The organism is Psychrobacter sp. KH172YL61, assembly GCF_007182895.1.
GTDB lineage: Bacteria > Pseudomonadota > Gammaproteobacteria > Pseudomonadales > Moraxellaceae > Psychrobacter > Psychrobacter pacificensis.
Map to the genome: position 1 here is coordinate 1,856,184 of NZ_AP019516.1, position 24,323 is coordinate 1,880,506.

General features: G+C 44.9%; 17 protein-coding genes and 10 pseudogenes. 13 read left to right on the forward strand and 14 right to left on the reverse strand.

The features are described from left to right. Positions 1-159 precede the first annotated feature (159 nt). From secD to PKHYL_RS09880, 10 genes and pseudogenes are all read left to right on the forward strand, one after another. Positions 160-1,989, forward strand: a pseudogene (gene secD, locus PKHYL_RS09835) (protein translocase subunit SecD); the annotation flags it as partial. 15 nt (positions 1,990-2,004) lie between these two features. After that, positions 2,005-3,257: pseudogene (gene secF, locus PKHYL_RS09840) on the forward strand (protein translocase subunit SecF). 233 nt (positions 3,258-3,490) lie between these two features. Then, complete coding sequence (locus tag PKHYL_RS09845) at positions 3,491-3,745, forward strand: hypothetical protein (protein WP_240365045.1); 255 nt, start codon at positions 3,491-3,493, stop codon at positions 3,743-3,745. 110 nt (positions 3,746-3,855) lie between these two features. Beyond that, positions 3,856-4,098 (forward strand): MATE family efflux transporter, encoded by a 243-nt coding sequence (locus PKHYL_RS09850; RefSeq protein ID WP_240365046.1) that lies wholly within the window; start codon positions 3,856-3,858, stop codon positions 4,096-4,098. 145 nt (positions 4,099-4,243) lie between these two features. Then, entirely contained in the window at positions 4,244-4,477 is a 234-nt protein-coding gene (locus tag PKHYL_RS09855) for a hypothetical protein (protein WP_240365047.1), read from the forward strand. Further along, the gene (locus tag PKHYL_RS09860; protein ID WP_240365048.1) at positions 4,474-4,683 is read left to right on the forward strand and encodes a hypothetical protein; all 210 of its coding nucleotides are present in this window, start codon (positions 4,474-4,476) and stop codon (positions 4,681-4,683) included. Before PKHYL_RS09855 ends, PKHYL_RS09860 begins: the two co-directional genes overlap by 4 nt. After that, on the forward strand, positions 4,680-4,889 hold the full coding sequence (locus PKHYL_RS09865; RefSeq protein ID WP_240365049.1) for a hypothetical protein: 210 nt from the start codon (positions 4,680-4,682) through the stop codon (positions 4,887-4,889). The genes PKHYL_RS09860 and PKHYL_RS09865 overlap by 4 nt, the downstream gene beginning before the upstream one ends. A 215-nt stretch (positions 4,890-5,104) precedes the next feature. Beyond that, the gene (locus tag PKHYL_RS09870) at positions 5,105-5,380 is read left to right on the forward strand and encodes an AzlC family ABC transporter permease (RefSeq protein ID WP_240365050.1); all 276 of its coding nucleotides are present in this window, start codon (positions 5,105-5,107) and stop codon (positions 5,378-5,380) included. Between the two features lie 16 nt (positions 5,381-5,396). Continuing rightward, positions 5,397-5,753, forward strand: a complete 357-nt coding sequence (locus tag PKHYL_RS09875) for a hypothetical protein (protein WP_240365051.1) — start codon at positions 5,397-5,399, stop codon at positions 5,751-5,753. Further along, positions 5,743-6,095, forward strand: a pseudogene (locus tag PKHYL_RS09880) (AzlD domain-containing protein). The gene PKHYL_RS09875 and the pseudogene PKHYL_RS09880 overlap by 11 nt, the downstream one beginning before the upstream one ends. A 125-nt stretch (positions 6,096-6,220) precedes the next feature. Here the strand turns inward: PKHYL_RS09880 and purF are convergent. From purF to PKHYL_RS09940, 11 genes and pseudogenes are all read right to left on the reverse strand, one after another. Beyond that, positions 6,221-7,756: pseudogene (gene purF, locus PKHYL_RS09885) on the reverse strand (amidophosphoribosyltransferase). Positions 7,757-8,043: 287 nt separating this feature from the next. Further along, positions 8,044-8,459 (reverse strand): annotated as a pseudogene (locus PKHYL_RS18850) (CvpA family protein). A gap of 30 nt (positions 8,460-8,489) precedes the next feature. Further along, positions 8,490-9,524: a quinone-dependent dihydroorotate dehydrogenase gene (locus tag PKHYL_RS09900; protein WP_058024983.1), complete on the reverse strand. Its 1,035-nt coding sequence runs from the start codon at positions 9,522-9,524 to the stop codon at positions 8,490-8,492. A gap of 224 nt (positions 9,525-9,748) precedes the next feature. Next, entirely contained in the window at positions 9,749-10,150 is a 402-nt protein-coding gene (locus PKHYL_RS09905; protein WP_093070974.1) for a DUF4870 family protein, read from the reverse strand. 281 nt (positions 10,151-10,431) lie between these two features. Continuing rightward, positions 10,432-11,001 carry a type II secretion system protein GspM gene (gspM, locus tag PKHYL_RS09910; protein WP_071001383.1) on the reverse strand — a complete coding sequence of 190 codons (570 nt, stop codon included), beginning with the start codon at positions 10,999-11,001 and terminating at the stop codon, positions 10,432-10,434. 33 nt (positions 11,002-11,034) lie between these two features. Next, positions 11,035-12,330, reverse strand: a complete 1,296-nt coding sequence (gene gspL, locus PKHYL_RS09915; RefSeq protein ID WP_071001382.1) for a type II secretion system protein GspL — start codon at positions 12,328-12,330, stop codon at positions 11,035-11,037. Positions 12,331-12,490: 160 nt separating this feature from the next. Further along, positions 12,491-12,949, reverse strand: a complete 459-nt coding sequence (locus PKHYL_RS09920) for a SixA phosphatase family protein (protein WP_058024979.1) — start codon at positions 12,947-12,949, stop codon at positions 12,491-12,493. A 60-nt stretch (positions 12,950-13,009) separates the two neighbouring features. After that, the gene (locus tag PKHYL_RS09925) at positions 13,010-14,173 is read right to left on the reverse strand and encodes an NAD(P)H-dependent glycerol-3-phosphate dehydrogenase (protein ID WP_442966070.1); all 1,164 of its coding nucleotides are present in this window, start codon (positions 14,171-14,173) and stop codon (positions 13,010-13,012) included. Between the two features lie 277 nt (positions 14,174-14,450). Continuing rightward, positions 14,451-15,110, reverse strand: a pseudogene (locus tag PKHYL_RS09930) (nitroreductase family protein). Positions 15,111-15,244: 134 nt separating this feature from the next. Then, positions 15,245-16,344 (reverse strand): annotated as a pseudogene (gene zapE / locus PKHYL_RS09935) (cell division protein ZapE). A 90-nt stretch (positions 16,345-16,434) separates the two neighbouring features. Then, positions 16,435-17,084 (reverse strand): annotated as a pseudogene (locus PKHYL_RS09940) (alpha/beta hydrolase). Positions 17,085-17,374: 290 nt separating this feature from the next. On the opposite strand from PKHYL_RS09940, the gene PKHYL_RS09945 reads away from it, so the two are divergent. The 3 genes from PKHYL_RS09945 to xseB all read left to right on the forward strand — a co-directional run bounded on the left by PKHYL_RS09945 (position 17,375) and on the right by xseB (position 19,807). Then, positions 17,375-17,743: a hypothetical protein gene (locus PKHYL_RS09945; RefSeq protein WP_071001377.1), complete on the forward strand. Its 369-nt coding sequence runs from the start codon at positions 17,375-17,377 to the stop codon at positions 17,741-17,743. Positions 17,744-17,970: 227 nt separating this feature from the next. Further along, complete coding sequence (gene xseA / locus PKHYL_RS09950; protein ID WP_240365053.1) at positions 17,971-19,503, forward strand: exodeoxyribonuclease VII large subunit; 1,533 nt, start codon at positions 17,971-17,973, stop codon at positions 19,501-19,503. Between the two features lie 58 nt (positions 19,504-19,561). Next, complete coding sequence (gene xseB, locus PKHYL_RS09955) at positions 19,562-19,807, forward strand: exodeoxyribonuclease VII small subunit (RefSeq protein ID WP_071001376.1); 246 nt, start codon at positions 19,562-19,564, stop codon at positions 19,805-19,807. 1 nt (position 19,808) lies between these two features. Here xseB and pncB read toward each other — a convergent pair. The 3 genes and pseudogenes from pncB to PKHYL_RS09970 all read right to left on the reverse strand — a co-directional run bounded on the left by pncB (position 19,809) and on the right by PKHYL_RS09970 (position 24,285). Next, positions 19,809-21,034 (reverse strand): annotated as a pseudogene (gene pncB / locus PKHYL_RS09960) (nicotinate phosphoribosyltransferase). A 295-nt stretch (positions 21,035-21,329) separates the two neighbouring features. After that, positions 21,330-23,077, reverse strand: a pseudogene (gene msrAB / locus PKHYL_RS09965) (bifunctional peptide-methionine (S)-S-oxide reductase MsrA/peptide-methionine (R)-S-oxide reductase MsrB). Positions 23,078-23,391: 314 nt separating this feature from the next. Beyond that, complete coding sequence (locus PKHYL_RS09970) at positions 23,392-24,285, reverse strand: ATP-binding cassette domain-containing protein (protein ID WP_071001373.1); 894 nt, start codon at positions 24,283-24,285, stop codon at positions 23,392-23,394. Positions 24,286-24,323: the final 38 nt, after the last annotated feature.

The window sequence follows — 24,323 nt, forward strand, 5'->3', positions numbered from 1 at the left end:
AATAATGACCGTATATCATTTACGGTCATTTTTCGCTATTAAGGTAGTCGCTATTAAGGTAGTAAGGTACGGCTGTTATATAAGCTAGCCTAGCCTGTAGATATATTGACTTTGCCTGTTTCACCAATGATATTCTTGGTGACTGGGTAAAGTGCCGTCGTGCTCATCATTGCCGGTCTATATGCTGCTCTAACTTATACCCTGACGAACCTGCCGTGCAGATTACGAGCGCAGCAGCAGGGACTCAACTGTCTGAAGGTATCTTGACCCAGTCTCAAAGCTTACTCGAAGAGGCAGGTCTAGAGAATCATAATGGTACGTTTGAGGGCAACAGTGCACTGGTACGTCTCAACAACCCAGTCGATCAGCTAAAAGCGCAAGAAGTACTACGTCAAAACTTGGGTGAGGACTATGTGGTCGCTCTCAACTTAGCACAAACGACCCCGCAGTGGCTGCGTGATATCGGTGCCAGACCGATGAAACTTGGCCTTGATTTACGCGGTGGTGTACGTTTTGTACTAGAAGTCGATATGGACAAGGCGCTTGAACAGCGCTTGAACAGCGCCAGTCGTGATATGCGACGCGAGTTACGTGCTGAGCGAGTGGCGATTAAAGGTATAAAACCGAAGACCGCGGCGTTGTACTACATTTTGCTGATACAGATACCCGTAATCGTGCGCAAAACATTTTGCAAGGCTCGATGAGCAATACCTTCAACTTGCAATCTTCAATTGATAACCAAGGTCCTGCATTGGTATTGTCATATAACGACGCAACGCTTGACGAAATCAATAGTTACGCGGTCAATCAAAACTTAACAACGCTACGTAACCGTATTGCCGAGCTGGGTGTGACTGAAGCATTGGTACAATCTCAAGGCTCGAGCCGTATCGTGGTCGAGCTGCCAGGCGTACAAGACACTGCTGAAGCAAAACGTGTCCTTGGACGTACTGCCAACCTTGAGTTCCGTATGGTGGCAGAAGACGCTGATACCTACACAGGCGGTATTCCTCCAGCAGGTACTGAAGCATTCCCATTTGAGACACTCGATGGTCCACCAGTGTTGCTAGAGCGTCAAGCCATCGTCACGGGCGATAAAGTGACCAATGCACAGACAGGCGTCGACGAAAACGGCTCGCCAGAAGTGAGCATCACGCTAGACAGTGCTGGTGGTAAGCTCATGCAAAACGCCACTCGCACCGCTGTCGGCAAGCAGATGGCTGTATTGTTCATTGAAAACAAGCAAAGAATCACTTACGAAGAAGATCCAGCGACTGGTGAGACAACTGAAGTACGTACGCCTTATGCTGAAACCAAGGTCATTAACCGTGCCAATATTCAAGCAGTACTGGGTTCATCATTCCGTATTACTGGTCTTGATAGCACAGCTGAGGCCGCTGAGCTTGCGCTACTACTGCGCTCAGGTGCACTTGCCGCACCAATGTACTTTGTAGAAGAACGCACCATTGGCCCATCGCTGGGTCAAGAGAACATTGATAAAGGCTTATTCTCTACGCAGGTCGGCTATTTATTAGTCTTCGTATTTATGATTATCTTCTATCGCCTATTTGGTGTGATTGCCAACGTGGCATTGGCGGTGAACGTTATTATTATTATTGCGATTATGTCAATTTTGGGTTCGTCACTGACGCTACCTGGTATTGCTGGTATCGTCTTGACCATTGGTATGGCGGTTGATGCCAACGTACTGATCTTTGAGCGGATACGAGAAGAGATTGCCAATGGGGTACGGCCAAAATCTGCCATCGTGGCAGGTTTTGATCGGGCATTTAGTAGTATTTTGATGCCAACATCACAACCTTATTGGTCGCGTTTATCCTATTTGCGATTGGTACGGGTCCGATTAAAGGCTTTGCGGTTACGCTAGCTATTGGTATTGTCAGCTCACTGTTTACCGCTATTTTGGTGACGCGTGCACTGGTACAAATTGCTTATGGTAAGCGTAAATCCATCAAAAGTCTGAGCATCGGTTGGGAGAACATTATGGCGATCGAAAATAATAACCCTTTAGAACAGCAGAATAATCCTGATCGAAATGGCTCGAACGGTGATGCGACTACTGCAAGTACCCGCCGCCGCAAAAACCACGCCGTGATGGCAAAGGTAGCAATACCAAAACCAATAACCCAACTACCACCAAATCTGGCAAAGTAGTGGCCGCCGTGGTGGTAAAGGCCAAGCTGGTACAGACAATCAAGCCCTCTCTACTGCTGTTGATCCTAACCTAGCAGCAAGTGACGCGGCTGATGATGCCGCAGCCATGGCTGAGGGCGGTATCAAAGCCGTTGGTAATCAGCGCATCATTCCCTTTATGAAGATAGAAAAGCCAATGGCGCTGCTATCTTTATTTATGGTGATCGGTAGTATCATTGCTATTGCCGTCAACGGTCTGAACTTGGGTCTTGATTTTACGGGCGGTGTCTCAGCAGACGTGCGTTATGAGCAGCCTGTTGGTTGCTGTTGTACAAGCACTGGCAGACAATGGTTTTGATGATGCTGTCGTTCAATATCTCGGTACACGTGAAGAGCTACTGGTACGACTACCGCCCCAGTCTGATAATGTGGATGGGCTGAATACTGACCTAACTCAAGCATTAGCATTGCCTAACAATACCGCTACTATCAGTAACGTCAATATCATTGGTAGCCAAGTGGGTAATGAGGTTTATCTAAACTCCGTTATGGCATTGGTGTTGGCATTGGTTTGTATGCTGGGCTATGTAGCGCTACGATTCCAGTTCAAATTGTCGCTTGGTGCTGTGCTGTCACTATTTCATGATGCAGTGGTGACCATTGGTGTATTTGCGCTATTTGGCTTCCGCGACTTAACGGTATTAGCTGCTGTATTAGCGTTGATTGGTTATTCATTGAACGATACGATTGTGGTTTATGACCGTATCCGCGAAAACTTCCGCCGTGTCCGTGGTATTACCCCAGAGCAGACGATTGACTTGTCTTTGACCGAAACCCTACGCCGTACCATCATGACCATCTCAACAGTCCTATTGGTCGTATTGGCCATGTTGTTCCTAGGCGGTGAAGGGCTATACTGGTTCTCAGTCGCGCTATTTATTGGTCTACTTGCAGGTACTTACTCATCGACCTATATTGCAAGCTCGATTCCATTACGCATGGGTCTATCACGCGATGATTTTATCGTAAAAGTGAAGCCAGAGTTTGAAGAAGAGATTGTCACCTTCAATGATCCAAAAATGTTTGAGCAAGACAACGTCTAGTAAGGTATATTAGAGGACATAGTACACTTATGTAGCGTACGGTTAGCCTTTGTATTATCGCTGATGAAATAGTAATAATGTTTCGACAAGAGCACCTGACTTATGAATAATGAGTCTAGGTGCTTTTGTCTTATAGCAATTTTGCCTCACTTATCAAATGCGTTGCACTGCTGCTTTGCCAAAACCAAATAATATATTGCCCTCTTTATCGCCTCAGTATAAACGAGCCACCAATGCCAGCCAATACCTCAGCATCCAACGTCATGCCGCCTATCGATACCAGCTATAAGCGTATCATTGCCATTGCCCTACCTGTCCTATTGGCCAATCTCGCCATGCCATTGCAAAGTGTGATCGACACAGCGATTGTCGGTAATATGAATGAGACGGCCAAACTGGCTGGCATGGGTTTGGCAATACAGCTGTTGTCCTTGTTGCTCGTTAGCTTTTACAATACGCCTCCTCTGGTTTATCCGCGCAAGCTTTAGGACAACTGGCCAATCATACTGATAACAATGGGCGCACTGCGACAACAGCGTCACCGTTACTGTCTATTTTACAGCGCGCGTTGTTATTAGCCTTCTTAATCGGCGCAGTTTTGCTACTGGCCAAACCGTGGCTGATCGATGTTGGGTTACAAGTGTTATCAGCCAATCCTGAAAGTGGTCGCGCTGCAAAAATCTATTTGGATGTGCGATTTTGGGGAGTGATCGCTGAGCTGATGAACTTTGCCTTTATAGGTTGGTTTGCAGGGCAAGGCAAGACACGATATATGCTGTATCAGCAGGGATTTATTGCTCTGATCAATATCGTGCTGACTTTATTTTTGTGTTCATTATGAATATGGGCTTGGTTGGTGTGGCATTGGGTACGACCATTGCGTTTTGGTTAGGTGTGTTACTAGCGTTATCACTAAGCCGCCATCATTTAAAGGTATCATGGACAGCTTTACTCAGAGCAGATAAGCAGCATTTTACAAAAATAAAATGCTTAGGCTATTTTCTTTAAATAAAGATATTTTTGTCCGTACTCTTATTTTAACGCTCAGTTTTGCTTGGATTACTCGGCTATCGGCTCAAAGTGGCGATGTGATATTGGCCGCCAATGCCATTTTACTACAGGTATTGAGCATCTCAGCTTTTGCACTTGATGGCGTTGCTGTCTCTGCTGAGACGTTAAGTGGGCAAGCTGCTGGTCGGCGTGACTGGCCACGTTTTTGATGATCATAAAACGCACGGGCATTGTCAGTTATAGCCTAGCAATCCTGCTGAGCGCTATCTGGTGGCTTGCAATGCCAAGTTATCTAGATTTTATGACCAATATTGAATCGGTGTTTGCCCTCGCCTATGAGTACCACCTATATGCCGTATTGTTACCCCTCGTGGGTGTTGGAGCCTACTGGTTAGATGGTATATTTTTGGTTTGACAGCAGGCAATGTGATTCGTAATGCTGCCCTGATACTAGCTGCTATTTTCTTTCCGTTGAGCTGGCTGCTTTATCAGCAATGGGATATGACCGGTATTTGGCTGAGTGTATGGTGCTTACTGCTATTGAGGCTAATTATCTTAGGCGGATTTTTGTACCGTGCTCATCAATCAGGTAGTTATGAGAGGCTACAGCCAGAGGCTTAAACACTTTTTATTGTACAGCCAATGATCACGCAGTCATTTATCATACAGCCATCACATACCGTTTTGACGCAATACAGTGTTTATTTTTAAGTGTAAAACAATCCGTTTATAAAAACAGTGTAAGAAAATTTAGGATGCCATGTGACCACTCATTCAAACGAACTCAGTCATCAACAAGAACGCACTCACGATTGGGCTGAGGGCTTCAAAAAAGCTTGCCCGTTGCCATGGGATATCTGCCTGCTGGTATTGCCTTTGGTGTACTGGCACAAGTTGCTGGTATTCCTGTATGGGCAACGGTTATGCTCAGCATTGTGCTCTATGCTGGAGCGGCTCAATATGCTTGTTTGCCAATGCTAAGCGCTGGTCTGCCGATCGGTAATATCGCGACCAATATCGCCGCCATTAATTTACGCCACGTGTTTTATGGTATACCACTATTGCAATATCTACCAAAACATAAACTGGCAAAAACGTATTGCCCTGACTGACGAGACCTTTTCAGTCATGACCAGTTTGCCAAACGAGGCACGACAAGCACTCATACTCCCTATTAGCTTATTTAACCAAAGCTGGTGGGTACTCGCGAGTGCCATCGGCGTGATAATTGGAAGTACGCTTAGTGACTTAATTCCACATTTGGATTTTGCCTTGGTTTGTCTGTTTGCAATTTTGGCTTATGAGCAATTCCAAAGTATTAAACGTTATTTCCCCATTGGCATCGCTGTAATTGGCTTGATTGTCGCGTCTTTATTCACTAGCGATTGGTTATTGTTGGTGGCTATCACTATCTGTATGTTGATGATTTTGGTACGTGGATTTTGGATGCAGCGTCATGAAATAGGAGAATCTTATGACCAGTAGTTATCTTATTTTTGCGACGCTTGCGATGGCGGCAGTGACGTTCATCACTCGTGCGTTACCAGCATTAATCCCTAGAAAAGTTTTAGATACGCCTTGGCTACATCGACTGAATGAGAGCTTACCGTTGTCAGTGATGGTGCTACTTATCTTAACCAGTCTGTCTTATCAAAACCTGCCAGTAGACATTGCCTTGAGTGATCCTGAGCTACATCTATTGATGGCACAGGTTTGCGCACTATACTGGTACTCTTTATTTACCATATTAGCCGCCAGCTCTTGGTCAGCATGATCGTTGGTATTGCCGCGATCAATGGTTTTGTCTGGATATTTACCAATTTTTGATCTGACAGCAGCCTATCTTATACCAACATCCAATATTGATTTTACTGGTATTTTTGGCAAAAAAGCTGGACTCTTAATAGAATCCAGCTTTTTATTTTCAAGCAATATATTTATTACTATCTGGCTTAAAGCTCTTCAACACCCATCATATCGACTGGGGTATCAGCCACTATCTGCACGCCTTTCTTGCCAGTTTTGGCCGTATCATTACGCTGCTCTTGCAGATGGTCAAGATACGCTTCATTGATCTGGCCAGTAATGTAGCAGCCATTAAATACAGCACAATCAAACCCTTCGACTCTGCTGTGCTTGGTATCCCTTGACGGCATCGATCAAATCATCTAGGTCTTGGAAGATCAGACGGTCAGCACCAATGATCTCACGTACTTCCCTCAACACTGTTGCCTGAAGCAATCAGCTCGGTACGCACTGGCATGTCAATGCCGTATACGTTTGGAAACTTGACTGGTGGCGCGGCACTCGCAAAAAACACTTTATTAGCACCTGCATCACGCGCCATTTGAATAATTTCATGACACGTCGTACCACGAACGATTGAATCATCAACCAATAGTACGTTTTGCCTTTAAACTCTAACGGCACCGCGCTTAGCTTTTGACGAACGGACTTTTGCGCTGCTGTTGACCTGGCATGATAAACGTACGACCGATATAGCGGTTTTTCATAAACCCTTCACGGTACTTGACGTTCATTTTTAGCGCTAGCTCCATCGCTGAGGTACGTGACGTATCTGGAATCGGGATGACCACGTCAATGTCATGATCTTCGCCCCACTCTGCAAGGGATTTTGTCAGCCAATTTTTCACCCATACGTAGGCGTGATTTATAAACTGAGATATTATCCATAATAGAATCTGGACGGGCAAAGTACACATATTCAAAGATACAAGGCGTGTATTCTTTTGGCGCTACGCATTGATGCGTATGTAGCTTATGGTTCAAATCAATAAAAATAGCTTCGCCTGGTTTTACATCACGAACGATAGTGAAGCCAGAACCTGTCAATGCGACTGATTCAGAGGCGACCATATATTCGGTGCCGCCGTTTTCTGCCATGCGCTTACCAAAGATAAGCGGACGGATACCGTTTGGATCGCGGAACGCTAGTAATCCATGACCAGTAATCAAGGCCACAACGCCATAAGCCCCTTCACAGCGTCTATAAACGGCTTTTACCGCTTCAAAGATGTCATCGGCTGTTGGATGCGTCTTACCTAGATTTTGCATCTCATGTGCGAGTACGTTCAGCAGCACTTCAGAATCTGAATCGGTATTGAGGTGGCGACGATCTTCGATATATAAAGATTTGGCCAAACTCTCAGCATTGGTCAAGTTGCCATTATGCGCAAGCGTGATACCATAAGGTGAGTTAACATAAAATGGCTGGGCTTCAGCGCTACTAGAAGTGCCAGCAGTTGGGTAACGAACGTGACCGATACCAAACTTACCGACCAGCTTCATCATGTGACGATTCATAAATACGTCACGTACCATACCGTTTTCTTTACGTAGGTAAAGTCGACCATCTGCAAAGTAACAATACCTGCTGCATCTTGCCCACGATGCTGTAGCATCGTTAAACCGTCATAAAGTATCTGATTGACTGGCTCATGAGCTGCAACTCCAATGACTCCACACATATAGCTATATCCTATTTAACTCATACATTAGTACGACAATAACGGCAAAACTGCTGACAGTATGTGGCTAAAATCACGCACTGTCGTCCACCGCTAACCTGATGATTTTGCAAGAAACTTCATGATAATTTTTGATCATCTGTTTTCGATGATCAGTAACACATGCAAACGTTTAGAAGTATAAAAGAATTAGAACAATAGAAAATTACGACTGATTGACTTGATCCCAAGCCATGCCCAACACATCTGATACCAATGCTTTCCCCATAGGTGCATAAGGTAGCAGCTCAGGGAGCAAGGACTGAGGTTTGCCATTGCGGCATTTGTACTAGTAGTGGCGCAGTCACACTTAACACAACCAATACCATGAGTACATTTTTGGCAGCACCAAGCACCCCGCCCGCCATTTTGTCGACCACACCCAGACGCAGTGTCTTGAGCACACCTGAGAATACAAAAGCCACCAAGTGCATAACTGCCAATATCACAATCACCACCAGCAAAAGGCCATCGCCATTTGTGGTACGGGACTTTGCACGATACCAGATAATTGAGGCGACACCGATCCTGCGAGCCGAGTCGCAGCGATAAGAGCGATAAACCAGCCTACTAAGCCAACCGCAGTTTTGATCAGGCCAACTTGAAAGCCGCGCCACAAACCAATCAAGACAACAATAGCAATCACAATATCTAGAACGCTCATATCTTGCGCCTCACCATTTTATTCACTTGACTAGCTTTCCATGGCATCATAATAGCCACCGATTGCTTGAATACAGGATTGTACTAAGCCAGGACCTCTGTAGATCAGTCCTGTATAGAGCTGTACCATGTCTGCACCTGCTTCGATTTTTTTGACGGCTTTGGCACCGCTATCGATACCGCCCACACCTATCAAAGCAACTTTACCATCTAGCTGATCAGAGAACTGTTGTAAAATCTGGGTACTAATGTGGCTCACCGGACGACCTGACAAGCCGCCCATTTGATCACCATCACGTAGGTCTTCGACACCCACACGGCTCAGTGTCGTATTGGTTGCAATCAAACCGTCAATTTCAAAGTCTAATAATTGCTGTGAGATATAGTCAACTTGCAGTGGCTCTAGATCAGGCGCAACCTTGAGCACCAATGGCACATAAAACCCATATTCAGTCGCCAGCTGACTGTGACGGTTTTTAATCGTATCCATCAGCTGGGTCAGAGCCTCACCACTTTGCAAGTCACGTAAGTTTTTGGTGTTTGGCGATGAGATATTGACCGTAATATATGAGGCATGCGGATAGACACGCTCTAAGCAATACACATAATCGTCTGCGGCTTGCTCTACCGGCGTGTCGGCATTTTTACCAATGTTGATACCGATATTGCCTTTGTATTTGCAGCGTTTGACATTGTCAATCAGATAATCAACGCCTTCATTATTAAAACCCATACGGTTGATGATGGCGTCTGCTTGCTTGATTCTAAACAGTCTTGGCCTATCGTTACCCGCTTGCGGTCTTGGCGTGACCGTACCTACTTCTATAAAACCAAAACCCAGCTCAGCTAGCGCGTCAATGTAGTCACCGTTTTTGTCCAAGCCTGCAGCAAGACCCACTGGATTAGAGAACTGTAATCCCATACAGTCAGTAGGCTGCATCGACTGACCATACGCCAAACCTAAAACACGCGCTTTATGTGCTTTATCCAATAAAGATAGCGTCATCTCATGGGCGTGTTCGGGATCCATATTAAACAAAAAAGGACGAAGTAAGGCATAAGACATAGTGATGGCAAACCCTGCTCGAAAGAAATAGTGGATAAAGAATATGAATGAAATCAGGCGGAGCGATTATATCAGCTTAACAGAAACAAGCGCAAAGTTTCACACGGTAAATTTCCACATTTAACCCGCCGTCAGCGCATATAAGCATTTATTAAATAGCCATAATAATTCACTGTCTTTTAAGCTCAGCTGAATCAACAGCGAAAGACAACTAGTATATTATATCAAGGTACTGGGCGACCGTCAGTGAGTGCAATCCAACCACGTATAATTCGATATAAATGCCAGATAAAGGTGAATGTCACAATCAACAGACCAAAGCCAGCCAGTAACGTCGAACCAATAGCAATATTGCCACTATCAGCTAGCATACTCACACCAAAACCACCTAAAGCAAAAACTGTGATGACAATACCAATAATAAACCAAACGATACTGTACCAAAACGTTTTGATTTGCCAATCAAAATGCGTGGATAACCATGTACCATCAGCATCGTGACGCTTGGCATAATTCATCACAATCGGCACGATCCACAGCAGACCAGCGGTAAAATAGCTAATCACATATAAGAAATAAGTGATGTGATTGTAAATGGTTAAAGAACGGCGCTTATCGTTGCTCATACTGTCACTCATTGGTTTGCGTTGTCCTTGCTGGTCAGTAATCTTGTCTGCTGAAAACTATGCTCATCAGTATCGTTATGAAGAAAGTGCTTTACGCTAAATATCTATCGTTAGCAGTGGCTAATAAACATTTAATGGTGACAGATAAAAGGCTTTTCAATGACATCTAACTCAAAATGCCATTTGAAAAACGAGTTACTAATAAATTGGATTGGAACATATCATGTTCTGTTACTCATATTCTACTATTAAGACCATACCTGCCACTAAACAGTATCGAGTTATAAAGTGACAGTGGCTTGCACTTGGATAGATTTATTCGTTAGGTCTTGCTGCATGGATAACTGCGTGAACTGCCAACCTTGCTGCTCTAACTTGCCAAGAGCGGTACTTACGACAGCTTGACTGGGGTGGATAAAGCTTAACTGCACCGAATCACCAGCCGCAACGACCTGAGCATCTGTAATTCCTGTGGTATTTAGCAGCGCACTAATTCGATTGGCAGGCGGCATGTCAGCCTCTCCATTAGCGTTATTGCCAGCACTTAATGCATTACTATCGATATTACCTGCTTGCGCCCGCAACCAAAAATAATCAGCCACTTGTTCCTGATAATCATTTTCGCTCTCTTTTGCCGCTTGATGAATGCTATAACCACCATAACCGCCGATAAACACCAACAAAAATACGGATAATATAGCTAACGCTAGCTGATCGCGTGGTGGTAATGCTTGCCAGCGCGTTGATAGCATATTTTGGTAACTGCTCATACGCTCAGAGAATGCGTGCGCCTTAGTATTGGTTGCAGAGACAGCTGCACTGCGTTTGGTACGGCGCTGTAATTGTTTCATGTTTTGACCTTTTCTTACCAATACACTGATGAATTATGATGCTGCCGGAGTGTTCGCCGTATCGCTGTTTTCCACCACATCCACAGTGACCTGAGCACTAAATTGACCTTGATCATTACTACTCACTTGCGCAAGCTTGGCATTCAAACCTTGCGCTATTAGCGTGCTCGTGAATTGATCCAAACTGCCACGATCAGGTGCAATGAGCGTAAAACTGAGTGCAGATGGCTGCATCACTAGCGTCTGCGCACGCAGTGAAGATTGTTTGATTAAGGGTGATATCTTTGACAGCGCTGCCATGTGTGATGCAGGTGCCTGGCTGTCGCTAAGCAGTTTTGGCTGTAATTGTACTTGGAGCTTGGTTCGAGTGCTGAGGGGCTCATCAGTGAACCAAGATTGATATTGCGCTGCTATTTCAGTCTTGGTGGCAGCTGTTGCCTCATTATACTGGTACCACTGCACCCCATCGGTTGCCATCTGTAGCACTAAGGCCGATAACGCAACCATCATTGCTACCCGTAAATACGGTGATAACTGTGAGTCGGTTGATTTGATAAAGAAGTTCAGCGCATGACGTTCTGGGTTGTCAATGGGCGCTGGTGTCGTGGGCAAGCTCGTTAATAACAGCTGGTGATCAGCGATCAGCGCTTTAGTTTGCGCCATAGAACTGGTAGTCGCTGATGTTGCTGGGATATCATTGATACCCATACTATCCATTTCATTAGTGGCTGAATCACTGGTAGCAAGGCTATTGGCTTCAATAGAAGTCAGCAACATCACTTCGCTTAAATGCGGAAAGCGCTCAAAGATCAACGGCAAATAGCTGACAGCCATACCTTGGCGCAATGATTGGCGCAATAGCAGAGTCTGCTCGTCTTGATATAATGTCACTTGCTGACCTGCACCTTCTTCTGGCGGCAGCAGTAATAGGAAATCTGGCAGTAGTGCCACTATATTCATACCCACGAGTTGAGCACTTTGCTGCCATGCCTCAATATCGCTTTGTGCCAATGCGTACAGCTGCGTCGTATCAGTATGGCTCAACTGACGAATAACCAATTGCTCAACTGGCGTTAGGGAGGTTTCTTCAAACAAATACTGCTTACCACTATTTCCCAGCTGCTTGAGCTGAGCATTATTAAGCGCTGTTTCTACTTGCAATACATGACTTGAGGGGAAATATAAACAAATTGCCTTTTGGCCATTCGATTTATGATGACCATAGATAGTTTGTAACTGTTGCCAACCATCAACCGTCTGCCATTGATGTACATCTTCGCGCCAGACAGCTAGCGGACTATGCTGCGCTCGTAACCAAACATGTAACACTAAACGTGTCCTCGATTATTGCTGCGGTTATAAAAGTACTGTGATGAAGCAGTGCTACTATTTAGAAAGGATTGAGTCATTTTATCTGCTGAGCCAGTCGCTTAATTGGCATGATTGCCTCACTCTGAATTCACCCTATCTAAGAAATGGCTAAGTCAGCCTAGTATGGTTGGTCAGGTACAAAACGATCCACTTCAGTGGCCATCCCAGTCATAACAAACTCCATTTCAAACACTCTGGCTTCTGCCAAAGAGAATGACTCAGGATAATCACCAGTCAACAAGCCTGCGATATAAGCAACGATTGACATATGACAAACAACGACCAGACATTCTGCATCAATATTCGCAATATCAATTAAAGCCTCACGGGCATCATCAGAGGGCGTGATATTATCTTGTACTGTTGAAAGTACGTTGGGCATTCGTGACTGGAATGCAGCCAGCGTCTGCTGCGCCCTATCATAAGGACTGACGATAAAACAATCTGGATGATAGTGTGTGGTCACATACTCTGCCGTCTGTGCCGCTTGCTGTTGACCAAAGTCAGTCAGCTGACGCGCACTATCCGGACGCGTCTCATCTTCGGCTTGACCATGACGTACTAATATAATTTTCATAACCTTCCTTGGTGCGCGGAGTTAGCACTGTCTCTCAATAGTACCTTTTAATAAAATATCTTACTTATCAGCATCGCTATTTTTACTTTTGGCGTCGTCTTTGGTATTGTCTTTAGCGCTGTTACTTGAGTTTTTCATATGAGCGGTAAGCGCAGCATTGCTATGATCATGCGCCATCACAAACTCAACATCACTACGGAATCCCGCTTCCATCAAATGTAGTGCCACGCCTAATGCTGCTTTATCTTCATAAATGACCGCATAGAGCGCATGGGTGATAGGCATATAGATGCCCGCTTTAGTGGCTTTTTCGTGGACTTGCTGAATCGTATTGACCCCTTCAGCAGTTTGACCCAGTTTTTTGACGGCAGCATCAATACTCATGCCGCGACCGAGCATATTACCAATACGATAGTTGCGGCTTAACTCTGAGCTACAAGTGGCATATAAATCCCCCACTCCTGACAAACCTAAAAAGGTTAGCGGATTGGCCCCCTCTTCAACACCGAAACGACTCATTTCTGCCAAGGCACGAGTAAGGATCATTGCTTTGGTATTTTCACCCACTTCATAAGCAGCTGCCATACCCATGGCGATGGCATAGATGTTTTTGAGCGCGCCGCCAAGCTCGACACCGCGTACATCGTCACTTGCAAACACCCTAAAAAAAGCACTGTGCAAAGCTGCTTGTACCGCATGACGCAATGGCTCAGACTCACTTGCAATCACCGTGGCAGACGGCATGTTTTTCATGATTTCTATGGCAAGGTTTGGCCCTGACATAACACCGAAATTCACTTCAGGCAACACTTCTTTAATAATGTCGCTCATCATGGCAAAGGTATCTTTCTCCATTCCTTTGGTCAACGATACGATAGACTGCCCACTGATCAAAGGCGCAATGTTTTTTACCGTTTCGCGAAAAGCCAATCCCGGCACGGCGATAAAGATAATATCTTTGTCTTTGACGGTAGCCGCCAAATCATGACTGTATTTCAAACGGTCATCAAGCTTGTAGCCAGGCAGATATTTTTTATTGGTTTGAGTTTTTGCCATCGCTTTTACCGTACGTTTATTACGTACCCACAGCGTAGCATCGCAGCCATTACGCGCAGCCAAGTTTGCCATTGCCGTACCAAAGCTACCACCACCTAAAAACGCCAAACGCAGCTTGGTAGGGGTTGCTGTGAATATCTGCCATGTCTTTTGCGACTGCTGACTCAACTGGACTGCGCGTTGATTTTTTTACGACCGATGCCTGACTTACTTGCACGCTCTAAGATACTTGCCAACATACCATTTTGTTTTTCAGACGTATTGTTGCCCGCCCTCATTGTTAGCGCTGTTGTTATTTTTATTGCTATCGTTAGGACTTGTCATGTTCTTTTATCCATGTTGACTGACTTATTCTCATAGGAGCTACTGTTCCCAGATATCTCCGATACTCGGGCTCGCGGTCTTTTGAGGTAATAATTTTACCAAGAGACAACACCGAGTCAAATTACGACTCGAAGCGTACTAACGGCTCGATATCAATAGGTTTGCGTTTGGATTCATCTTTTGGACTAGTGCCAGTATAAACAAAAGCGGTCACATAATCATCTGGACCCACATCAAAATAAGCTTTTACCGCAGGCTCATTACATAACAACCCAGTACGCCAAACTGTACTAAATCCCTGAGCTTTGAGTGCCAGTATCAAATTTTGCACAGCAGCACCTGCACTGAGCATTTGCTCAAAAGGTGGCACTTTTTATGCTCTTGCATTTGCGTCACGACCGTTATGATAACAGGTGCTCGGAGCGGCATGGTATGGGTTTTTTTGATGGTTTTCTCAGACAGCTCTTCGCCATCTTTGAGCGCTTTTTTCTTTTGCTGCGGCTACCAAAGCATTACCTAACTCGTGACGTGCCTCTCCTTGGGTCACAATAAAGCGCCATGGACGCAGTTTTTTGTGATCGGGCGCTGTCGCTGCACACCCAATAGCAGACTCGATTTGATCCCGTGTTGGCGCTGGTGTATCCAAATTGCCCATGCTGCGTCTTGAATTAATCCAACCAATCAGCTCTTCACTGCTAGCTGAGACATCATTTGTGGCTACATTTTTAACGGGCAGTTTATTGTCCTGTGGCGCTTGGTTATTTTCATCTGTTGTCGTCATTGCCTGTCCTTACTTATTATTATTTATTTCTTTTTACGAACTACTTTTAAATCTGATACTTGTCATTGAAAATACTAAGCACCGAATGCGAAAAAATATTTAAGCTGTAGCAATGCTGTTTTAAAAAACATCCACTACGCAGCATCTTCGACGCGGTGATCCATGCGTAGATAATCTTCTGATTGCATCTCAAGCAAGCGTGAGCGGGTACGCTCAATCTCAAACGCTAGCTTTTCCCCTTGATACAAGTCCAAAATCGATTGCTCTGCGCGTACCAACAGTTTTACACGGCGATCATAAAACTCATCGACCAGATAAATAAAACGGCGCGTTGGATCACGCAAATCATCATCTAAAGCGGGTACTGAATCAACTAATACCGTGCTGAATTGTTTTGCAAGTTCAATAAAATCAGATGCCGAGCGCGGTGCCATGCACAGATGTCGAAAATCGCAAAACAAGATATCTTCGGTACGCGCGTTGATTGGGATCTCGCGGCCATTGATAATAATCGGGTCATTGCTGATTTTTTGATTATTAGACAAGCTGGCAAAGCGGTTGGCGAGCCAGTGATGGTTGGCTTTGGTCATTGGTGATTCGTACAACTCTGCTTGCTGAAGCACGCGCAGACGATAATCAACACCGGAGTCGATATTCATCACAGTCGTATGGCTCTCAACCTCTGCAATGGCGGGTAGAAAACGGTCGCGGTGCAAACCATCTTTGTATAAACCAGAAGGCTCGATGTTTGAGGTAGCCACCAAAGTGATACCGCGATTAAACAGCATCGTAAACAAATCACCCAAAATCATCGCATCAGAGACGTTAGACACAAAAACTCATCAAAACAGATAACGACCGCTTCTTTATAAATAATATCGGCGACTTTTTCGAGTGGATCACTTTCGCCTTGAAGCTTATTCAACTCCTGATGAACACGCTGCATAAAATGATGGAAATGCAGACGCATTTTGCGCTCAATGGTCAATGAATCATAAAACATATCCATCATCCACGTCTTGCCGCGACCGACACCGCCCCACATATATAATCCAGTTGGCGCGGCAGGCTTAGATTTTAAAAACCCAAAGAACCCTTTCTTTTGCGGTGCGCTATTGATGAGCTGATGGTAGATCTCATCAAGATAGCTCATGGCCTGAAATTGCTGCTCATCCCGAGTAAACTCATCGGTACTGACGGCTTTCTCGTAACGTTGCAATGGAGATAAACTCATAATACGACTCATCGTTGGATTAAATAAATATCAAAATATTGGAGTGGCTAAGTGCTACCCTAAAACATAAATTAGCGGTTAAGGTTAAAACTACGTATTACTATGCGTTTCTAATAACTTTTTGAGCTCTGATAATCGACCGTGAAAAAGTGACCAGCACCATCGACAACGCTTACTGCAATTCCTAAACGATCTGCAAATGCCTGCATATTTTCAGGCGCGATTACTTCATCCGCATTGCCATAAATCTCAAAGGTTTTATCAGCGGGTAAATTGATATCAGTACTGTCATTTTTTTCAACTGAGGGTGCGATAAGCGCGATTTTTGACACGTCAAAATCACCCAATCCCCATATATGCGCGGCTTCAAGTACTTGCTCAGCCACGCGGGCAGTGACATAACCACCAAAAGAAAAACCGCCCAGCCATAGCTTTCGGGCATTGGTTTGTTCAGCAATCCATTGTAGCACGGTCATTGCATCGACCACTTCACCTTCCGCATAATCATGCTCGCCTGTCGATTGGCCAACACCGCGAAAATTAAAGCGCACCACATGCATACCATTGTCACGGGCAAAGCGGTACATAGTCGTGACCACTTTATTGTTCATTGTCCCATCGAACAACGGATTGGGATGACACAGCAGCGCAACGGTATCTGTATTTGGGTCGTTAGGATTGTCATTTTGCCATAGTGCGTCGACCTCGAGCACACCAGCAGGAGCAGGAATCAATTGCATAGTATTACTTATTAATAAAAATGAATGGCTCAATTATCCTAGATATGATTTTTATTTCAAGTGATTTGCTGTGTACGGGTGCGACTTGTTTTATGTTAGGCCAAAGTTGATGCCCAGCAGCTGAGTATATGATTTATTTAAGCACGCTTTTTTTGTCATAAATTGGATAGGTAATACTGCTGTAATACCGCACACAATAAGCGTCTAGACAGGTAATATCTAGATGCGCTACATTCATGAAGCTTTGCCTATCGCTAAGACGTTCTGTTTATATACATTAGGAATTATTTATGAATACCTTTAACAAAACTGCCAGTTTAGGTGCAATATTGGCCAGTGCGCTCGTTTTAAGCGCTTGTCAAAGCACGCCATCATCACCAGTGATTCAACGTGCCAACTCTATTTATGAAACCACAGGAATCGCTGATACCAAAGTCAAAGCGCAGCAAAATGCAATTGATAGTGCGCAAAAAACCTGTCGAAGCAAACAAGTCATTATTGTTGATGACAATGTCAAATATAATGGTATCTTAAATGAACGTACTGGCCGTATGGTTGGGCAAGTGGGTTCCGTGGTCGGCTCAATCTTTGGCACGGGCACGCCAGATTTGTCACGCAATGATGATTATGAATACAAGATCAATTTTCGTTGCCAGTAACTCTCTATCAGCAACTCTCTAAATGAGCGACGCCATTTGCGTTTCTCTAGCATCACCTGACATACTGTGATTGATGGAATAGCCAACAAGCCGCGATATGGATGATATATCAATCAAAGCTTGTTGGCTTTGCTTTTTGTGCGCGCCCTTTTGGGTTAAACTATCCGCTATCGTATTCAGCATATCTTCATCAGTCTTTATATTTTCATTATCTTTGGTCTTATATCATGCGCAAACCTAACCTTTCAAATATCAAACAGGCCAAAGTACTCGCACCTGCCAAAGATTTGGCCACTCTAGAGGCCGAGCTCGCTGAGCAAGAAGACCATTTAGAGGATACGGTCCTACGCCTGAGTGATTACTTATCCGCGGTTGAAATGGTCATCAAACAGACCTTGACCACCGGGTATGGGTCAAAGCTGAAATCCGTAATCTGTCGAGCAAGGGGTGGTCACTATTATTTTGAATTGGCAGAAAAAGACGATGATGGCAAAGTGGTCGCCAGCTGCCGCGGCAACCTTTGGCGCTTTAAAGCGGCTCGTGTATTAGCCAAGTTTGAGCGCGCAACGGGTATGCCGCTTGAGCGTGACTTGACCGTACTCCTTAAAGTATCGGCAGGATTCCATCCCCAGTACGGTTTTTCAATCACGATTGAGGATATCGATCCCAGCTATACCCTAGGCGACTTGGCACGGCAGTATGCAGAAATGGTTGATCGCTTAACAGGCGAAGGGCTATTACACCTCAATCAGCAGCTGCCTACCCCTTTTGATATCGAGCATGTGCTGGTCATCGCGCCTGAAAAGGCGGCTGGATTGGGTGACTTTCAAGCAGATGCGGATCGCTTAGCCAGTACAGGTGCTTGTCATTTCCACTACCATAATGCGACTTTTCAAGGCAATCATGCACCCGCTGAGATACGCCAAGCCATCGTTAGTGCTCAGCAGCAGTTTTATGAAATTTATCAGCGTTTGCCTGATTTATTGGTGATTATTCGCGGCGGCGGTGCGGTTGGTGATTTGGCTTATCTTAATGATTATGAGCTGGCAGCGTTGGTGGCTGAGCAGCCTGTGCCTGTCTGGGTGGGTATCGGTCATGAGCGTGACAAAGTCATCTTAGATGAAGTGGCGCACACCAGCTTTGATACGCCCTCAAAAGTGATTGCCGCTATCCATAGTCATTTAGCCCAGCTCGTCACTCAGACGCTACAATATCAAGCGCAAATCAAACAAGCCGCTCAGCGCCAACTCAATACGGCGGAACAACAAAGCACACGCCAGTTGAGCCAAATACAGTCGCAAACTATTGGGCAACTCACCGCTCTGCGAAAAGACAATGATTATGCGTGGCGCAGCATTCAACAAAGCGCACAGCGTCAAGTAAAGCAAGCCGCTAGACTGACGGCTGAGCGATATACACAAACGCAAACCTCGGCACGTCAACAACTGACGAAAGCCGCGACCAATAGCAAAACTCATCAAGAATCGATTATGCAAAACGTGCAGCAGCAAGTCATACAATCACAGCGTGATAGCGAACATCTACGTGATATTGTGCTATTACATCGCCCGTCTCGCGTGCTCAAACAAGGCTATGCCATGCTCACGGATGCCAAAAACAACCAAACGCTCACGACCAGCACCCAACTGTCTCCTGAGCAAACCGTCAATATCATTTTAAAAGATGGCAATGCAAAAGCGCAGATTATCGATGTCAATATCGACAAGAAAGCGACTGAAACCTCAGACATGCCCATTTAATCATATAATAATATCTAACAACTACTTATCTACTTACCTTTAACAATTAGGAAATTTTATGACCACCCCTACTCGCAGACGCAAAAAAGCCGCCCCAAAAACCTTTAAGGCGGCTTACGATATTTTAAAAACCAATGCGGCCGAATTACAGCAACAAGACGAGCCTGATATTGATAATCTGATGACCACGGTTGAAGAGTCTATTGCGGCTTATCGCGTTTGCGAAACCCGTATTAACGCGGTACAGCAAGCATTGGATGCGGCCTTCGCCGAAGAAAAATCTACTAGCAGCACGGACAGTTAGTTTATTCAGGCTCATCAACTTCAAAGACTTGGCGTAGATAGGCAAGATACGTGTCATTATTGATCATGGTCTTGCCTGGGCTATCAGACAGCTTGGCCACTGGCTGACCATTGCACTCTACTAATTTGAGCACGATATTAATCGGTGTGATGCCCATGTCATTGGTCAAATTGGTGCCAATGCCAAAGCTGGTTCTAATACGATCTTTGAAGTATTGATGCAGCTCCCAAGCCTTTTCTAAATCCAGCCCATCACTGAAAGTCAAAATCTTTGTCTTTGGATCTATTTTTAATTTTTCATAATGTGCCACTGCCTTATCACCCCAGATGTAAGGGTCGCCACTATCGTGACGCAGCCCATCAAAGAGCTTGGCAAAATACAAATCAAAGTCGCGCAAGAACGCATCCATACCAACCACGTCTGTCAATGCAATACCCAAATCACCGCGATATTCATGCACCCATGCTTCAAGCGCTGCCTTTTGTGAATCGCGCAGACGTACATCCAATGCCTGAAATGCCTGCATAAACTCATGTGCCATCGTGCCTATCGGCGTCATGCCAAGCTGCTTTGCCAGATATACATTAGAAGTACCGCCTACGATTTTTGGCGCAGCCTTGTATAGTGTCTCTACCACATGCGCCTGCCAGCGTTTGCTAAAGCGTCGACGCGTTCCAAAATCAGCGACGATAAACGGCGGCGTATTACGATCTTCTTTTTTCTGCTCTGCCGCATATTGATGCAGCAATGCCACTTTTTCATCAAGGCGGCGCTGTCCTTCTACAATCACACTATCGTCAGATAACGCATTAAAATAAAGCTCATTGACGATAGCCAGCACAAATACTTCAAAGAACATTGCCTGAATCATCGGCCCTTCGATGTCGATAGACAAACGACCTTTTTCATCGATACTGACGGTAATAAACCGGCGTTTTAACTTAAATAATTCTAGATAATCAACAAAGTCTGAGCGCATAAAGCGCAAACCACGTAGGTAGTCCAGCTCATCTGGCAAAAGCGCAGTTCACACAGACTGTCTAGTTGCTGCTCTAGATCTTTTTTGATATTGGCGAGTGGATAAGCGGTGTCTTTATGATTGCGGCAGCGAAAACGGTAGACCCCATGCGTCTGCGGAAATTGATGCAACATGGCTTGCAACATCGTAAATTTGTACAAATCATTATCAAGCAGTGAGGTAATAATAGGTGAATAAGTAGCAGTCATGCTATGGCCTTAAAAGTGCAGAAATGAGAAACAAGTGTCACCGAATCAACCAAGCGACCTTATGTCTGAATAATAAATAACATCTGGATAATAGACGCCCATAAAGTATGCGTCATCCATAAACCATCCAGTATAACGAAGTTTGGTATTGATGTCAGAGTTCGCATGAGATTGCAGCAAAATTCGTACAACTAGCGAAAATGATCATCGAATATCTAACAGTACATGGTACAAAAAAGACGCTAAGAGTGAACTTAACGTCTTTTTTATTTATTCAAAGGTGGCAATAAAACGACTATGATTTCACCAGTTTTACCAATGGTGCATAGCCCGATTGCGGCATCACATCGACTGGGATGAACTGTAGCGCCCCGCCATTGATACAATAACGCAGCCCGCCACGGTCTTTTGGACCATCAGAAAATACATGACCTAAATGTGAATCTGCTACGCGCGAGCGCACCTCAGTACGTACCATATTGAATGCCGTATCTTGATGCTGAGTAATCACTTGCATATCAATAGGCTTGGTAAAGCTGGGCCAGCCGCACCCTGACTGGTATTTATCAGTCGACAAAAACAGCGGCTCACCGCTCACCACGTCGACATAAATCCCTGGTGCAAATAAATCGTCATATTCATGACTAAAAGCACGCTCCGTCCCAGCCTCTTGCGTGATATTGTATTGCGCTTTGGTCAAGGTATTCTTTAGCGCATCTTTGTCAAATTTAGCATAGCGCTTGGGATCTAACGTCTCAGCAATAGTCTCAACTGGCGCAAGCTTGGTGCGAGCTGCCCCTTCAGGCTTATCATCAGCAAGACTCAAATCAATATGACAATAGCCATTTGGATTTTTTGCCAGATAATCCTGATGATACATCTCAGCCAAATAAAAATTATCTAAGGGTTCATTTTCGACCACGACTTTTTGCTCATATTTGCTTTGTACACGCTTGAGCGCAGCATCAATCACCGCTTTGTCTTCTTTGTCAGTGTAATACACACCTGAGCGATACTGCACACCGCGATCATTGCCTTGCTTGTTCAGACTCGTTGGATCAACCACTCGGAAATAGTATTTTAAGATGGTATCGAGGTCTGTTTTGTCGGCATCATAGGTAACTTTTACGGTTTCTGCATGACCTGAGCCACGAATGACTTGCTCATAGCTTGGATTGGCTGTATCGCCATTGGCGTAACCTGATACGGCATCGATGACGCCATCAACGCGCTCCATATAAGCTTCAACACCCCAAAAACAGCCCCCTGCAAGGGTAGATTGAGCGGGTGTTGATTGGTTTGCCGGTCTCATTGTAGTACACGCCATCTTTTTGCTTGATGGTTTCGATTTTATTGTTATCTGATGCTTGTGCATTGGCAGGTTTAGCGTTACCTGCTTTGAGCTCAGCGAAGCCATTATCTGCATTTTCGGCAAGTGCGTAGGCTTGCTCTACTGATATATTACCTTTTACCAAGTGTACTAGATTGCCATTTTTATCAAGGATAGCCCAGCTTGGATAAACTTGTACACCAAGCTTATTGATAAGTTCACCTGAAGGGTCAGTCAAGACAGGCAAGTTTGGGTGGTCCGCTTGTACGCCTGCATACCAAGTACTAAACTCACCATCCGCTTTTTCATTCAGGTGACCAGGACTGGCGACAGTCATGACATTCAGCCCTGAAAATTTAGGATCAGTGCGCCATGTCTCAGTCTCCTTTAACGTTCCCAAGCATAACGGGCACCAACTCGCCCAAAAATTTTACCAAGGTTGGCTTATTAGGATCAATCACTGCCGCACCTGTGTCGCCTAAGCCGCTCGTTAGCTGCGGCAATGCTTGCATTTGTTTGAGCATGTCGGAAGGCAACATGTCACGAGAGCTTGTGACACCAGTATTTTGACTACCTGATTTGGTACTACTGCTTGCGCTGCTTTCTGCATTACTCATCTGGCCACAGGCGACTAATATGCCTGCACTTAGCACTGTTGTCATGCTAAAGGCGCTAACATTTTTTAGCCAGCTTGGTGAGCGAGGTTTCTTAATTTCTTCATGATTACTATTTTTTTGATTGTTTTTATATGACATGACATGTCCTTGTTACGAATGGTGCGAGTTTTGGCAACCATGAGCGATAAATAGCTCAAAATTCTATTATGAGGGAACTCAAGTTAAAGAGATAAGACTTTGAAAAATGGTGGAGAGACAGTGATTCTGATGGTTGAGACGCATTAGTTCATCTTAATAGTATACAACGCTACTGGAGCCTACTTTAATAGTAAGCTGTTGATAGCTACACTTATTTAACAGGATAGTAAGAGTGCTGATAGAGAAGTATCTGACACCCTCATCAATCCCAATTAAGCTTTGGCACGCATAAACTGCTCGACATAATCATCAGCAGGATTGTGTCTTAAGTCGCTTGGTGTTCCTGTCTGTACTAAGCGTCCGCCATTTAAAATACTGATGCGCTGACCAACTTTAATAGCCTCATCGATATCATGGGTGATAAAAACGATGGTTTTGTTCAGGCGCTCTTGTAGTTCTAATAATTGATCTTGCAACTGCGCGCGAATAAGCGGATCAAGCGCAGAGAATGCCTCATCCATCAATAAGATGGGATTGTCCGTTGCTAGCGCACGAGCCAGCCCAACTCGCTGCTGCATACCGCCAGATAACTCATCAGGGTAGCTGTGCTCTAGGTTGGTCAGCCCTACTTCATTGAGCCAATAACGCGCGATCTCATGACGCTCGCTCACACTCATTTTACGGACACGCAGACCATAAGCGACGTTTTGAATCACAGTCATGTGCGGAACTAAGCCGAAATGCTGAAAAACCATGCTGACCGTTTGCTGGCGGTAGTGCTGCAATTGTTTATCATTAAGTTCTAAAATATTGATAGCGTTAGATGAGCTTTCGTCTACTGGCGCAGTGTTTGCCTGAGTATTATCCTTGGCATGCGTTTTGGTATTGACCGTCGTGTTAACCCATATCTCCCCGCTGGTTGGATCAATCAATCGATTGAGATGACGTATCAAGGTCGACTTGCCAGAGCCTGACAACCCCATGATGCAATGTAGCTCGCCTGCCTTGATATTCAAGTTGATATCGTAGAGCCCCACCGAGTAGCCAGTTTGTTCTTTAACTGCAACGCTATCCATACCCTCAGCCAGTAACGCCATTGCAGACTGGGCTTGCGTGCTATTGGCATTATAGATTTTACTGATATTTTTTAGCTGGATATGATTCATCGTGACTCTCGCTATTTGCTTGATTTTTATGCTGGCTT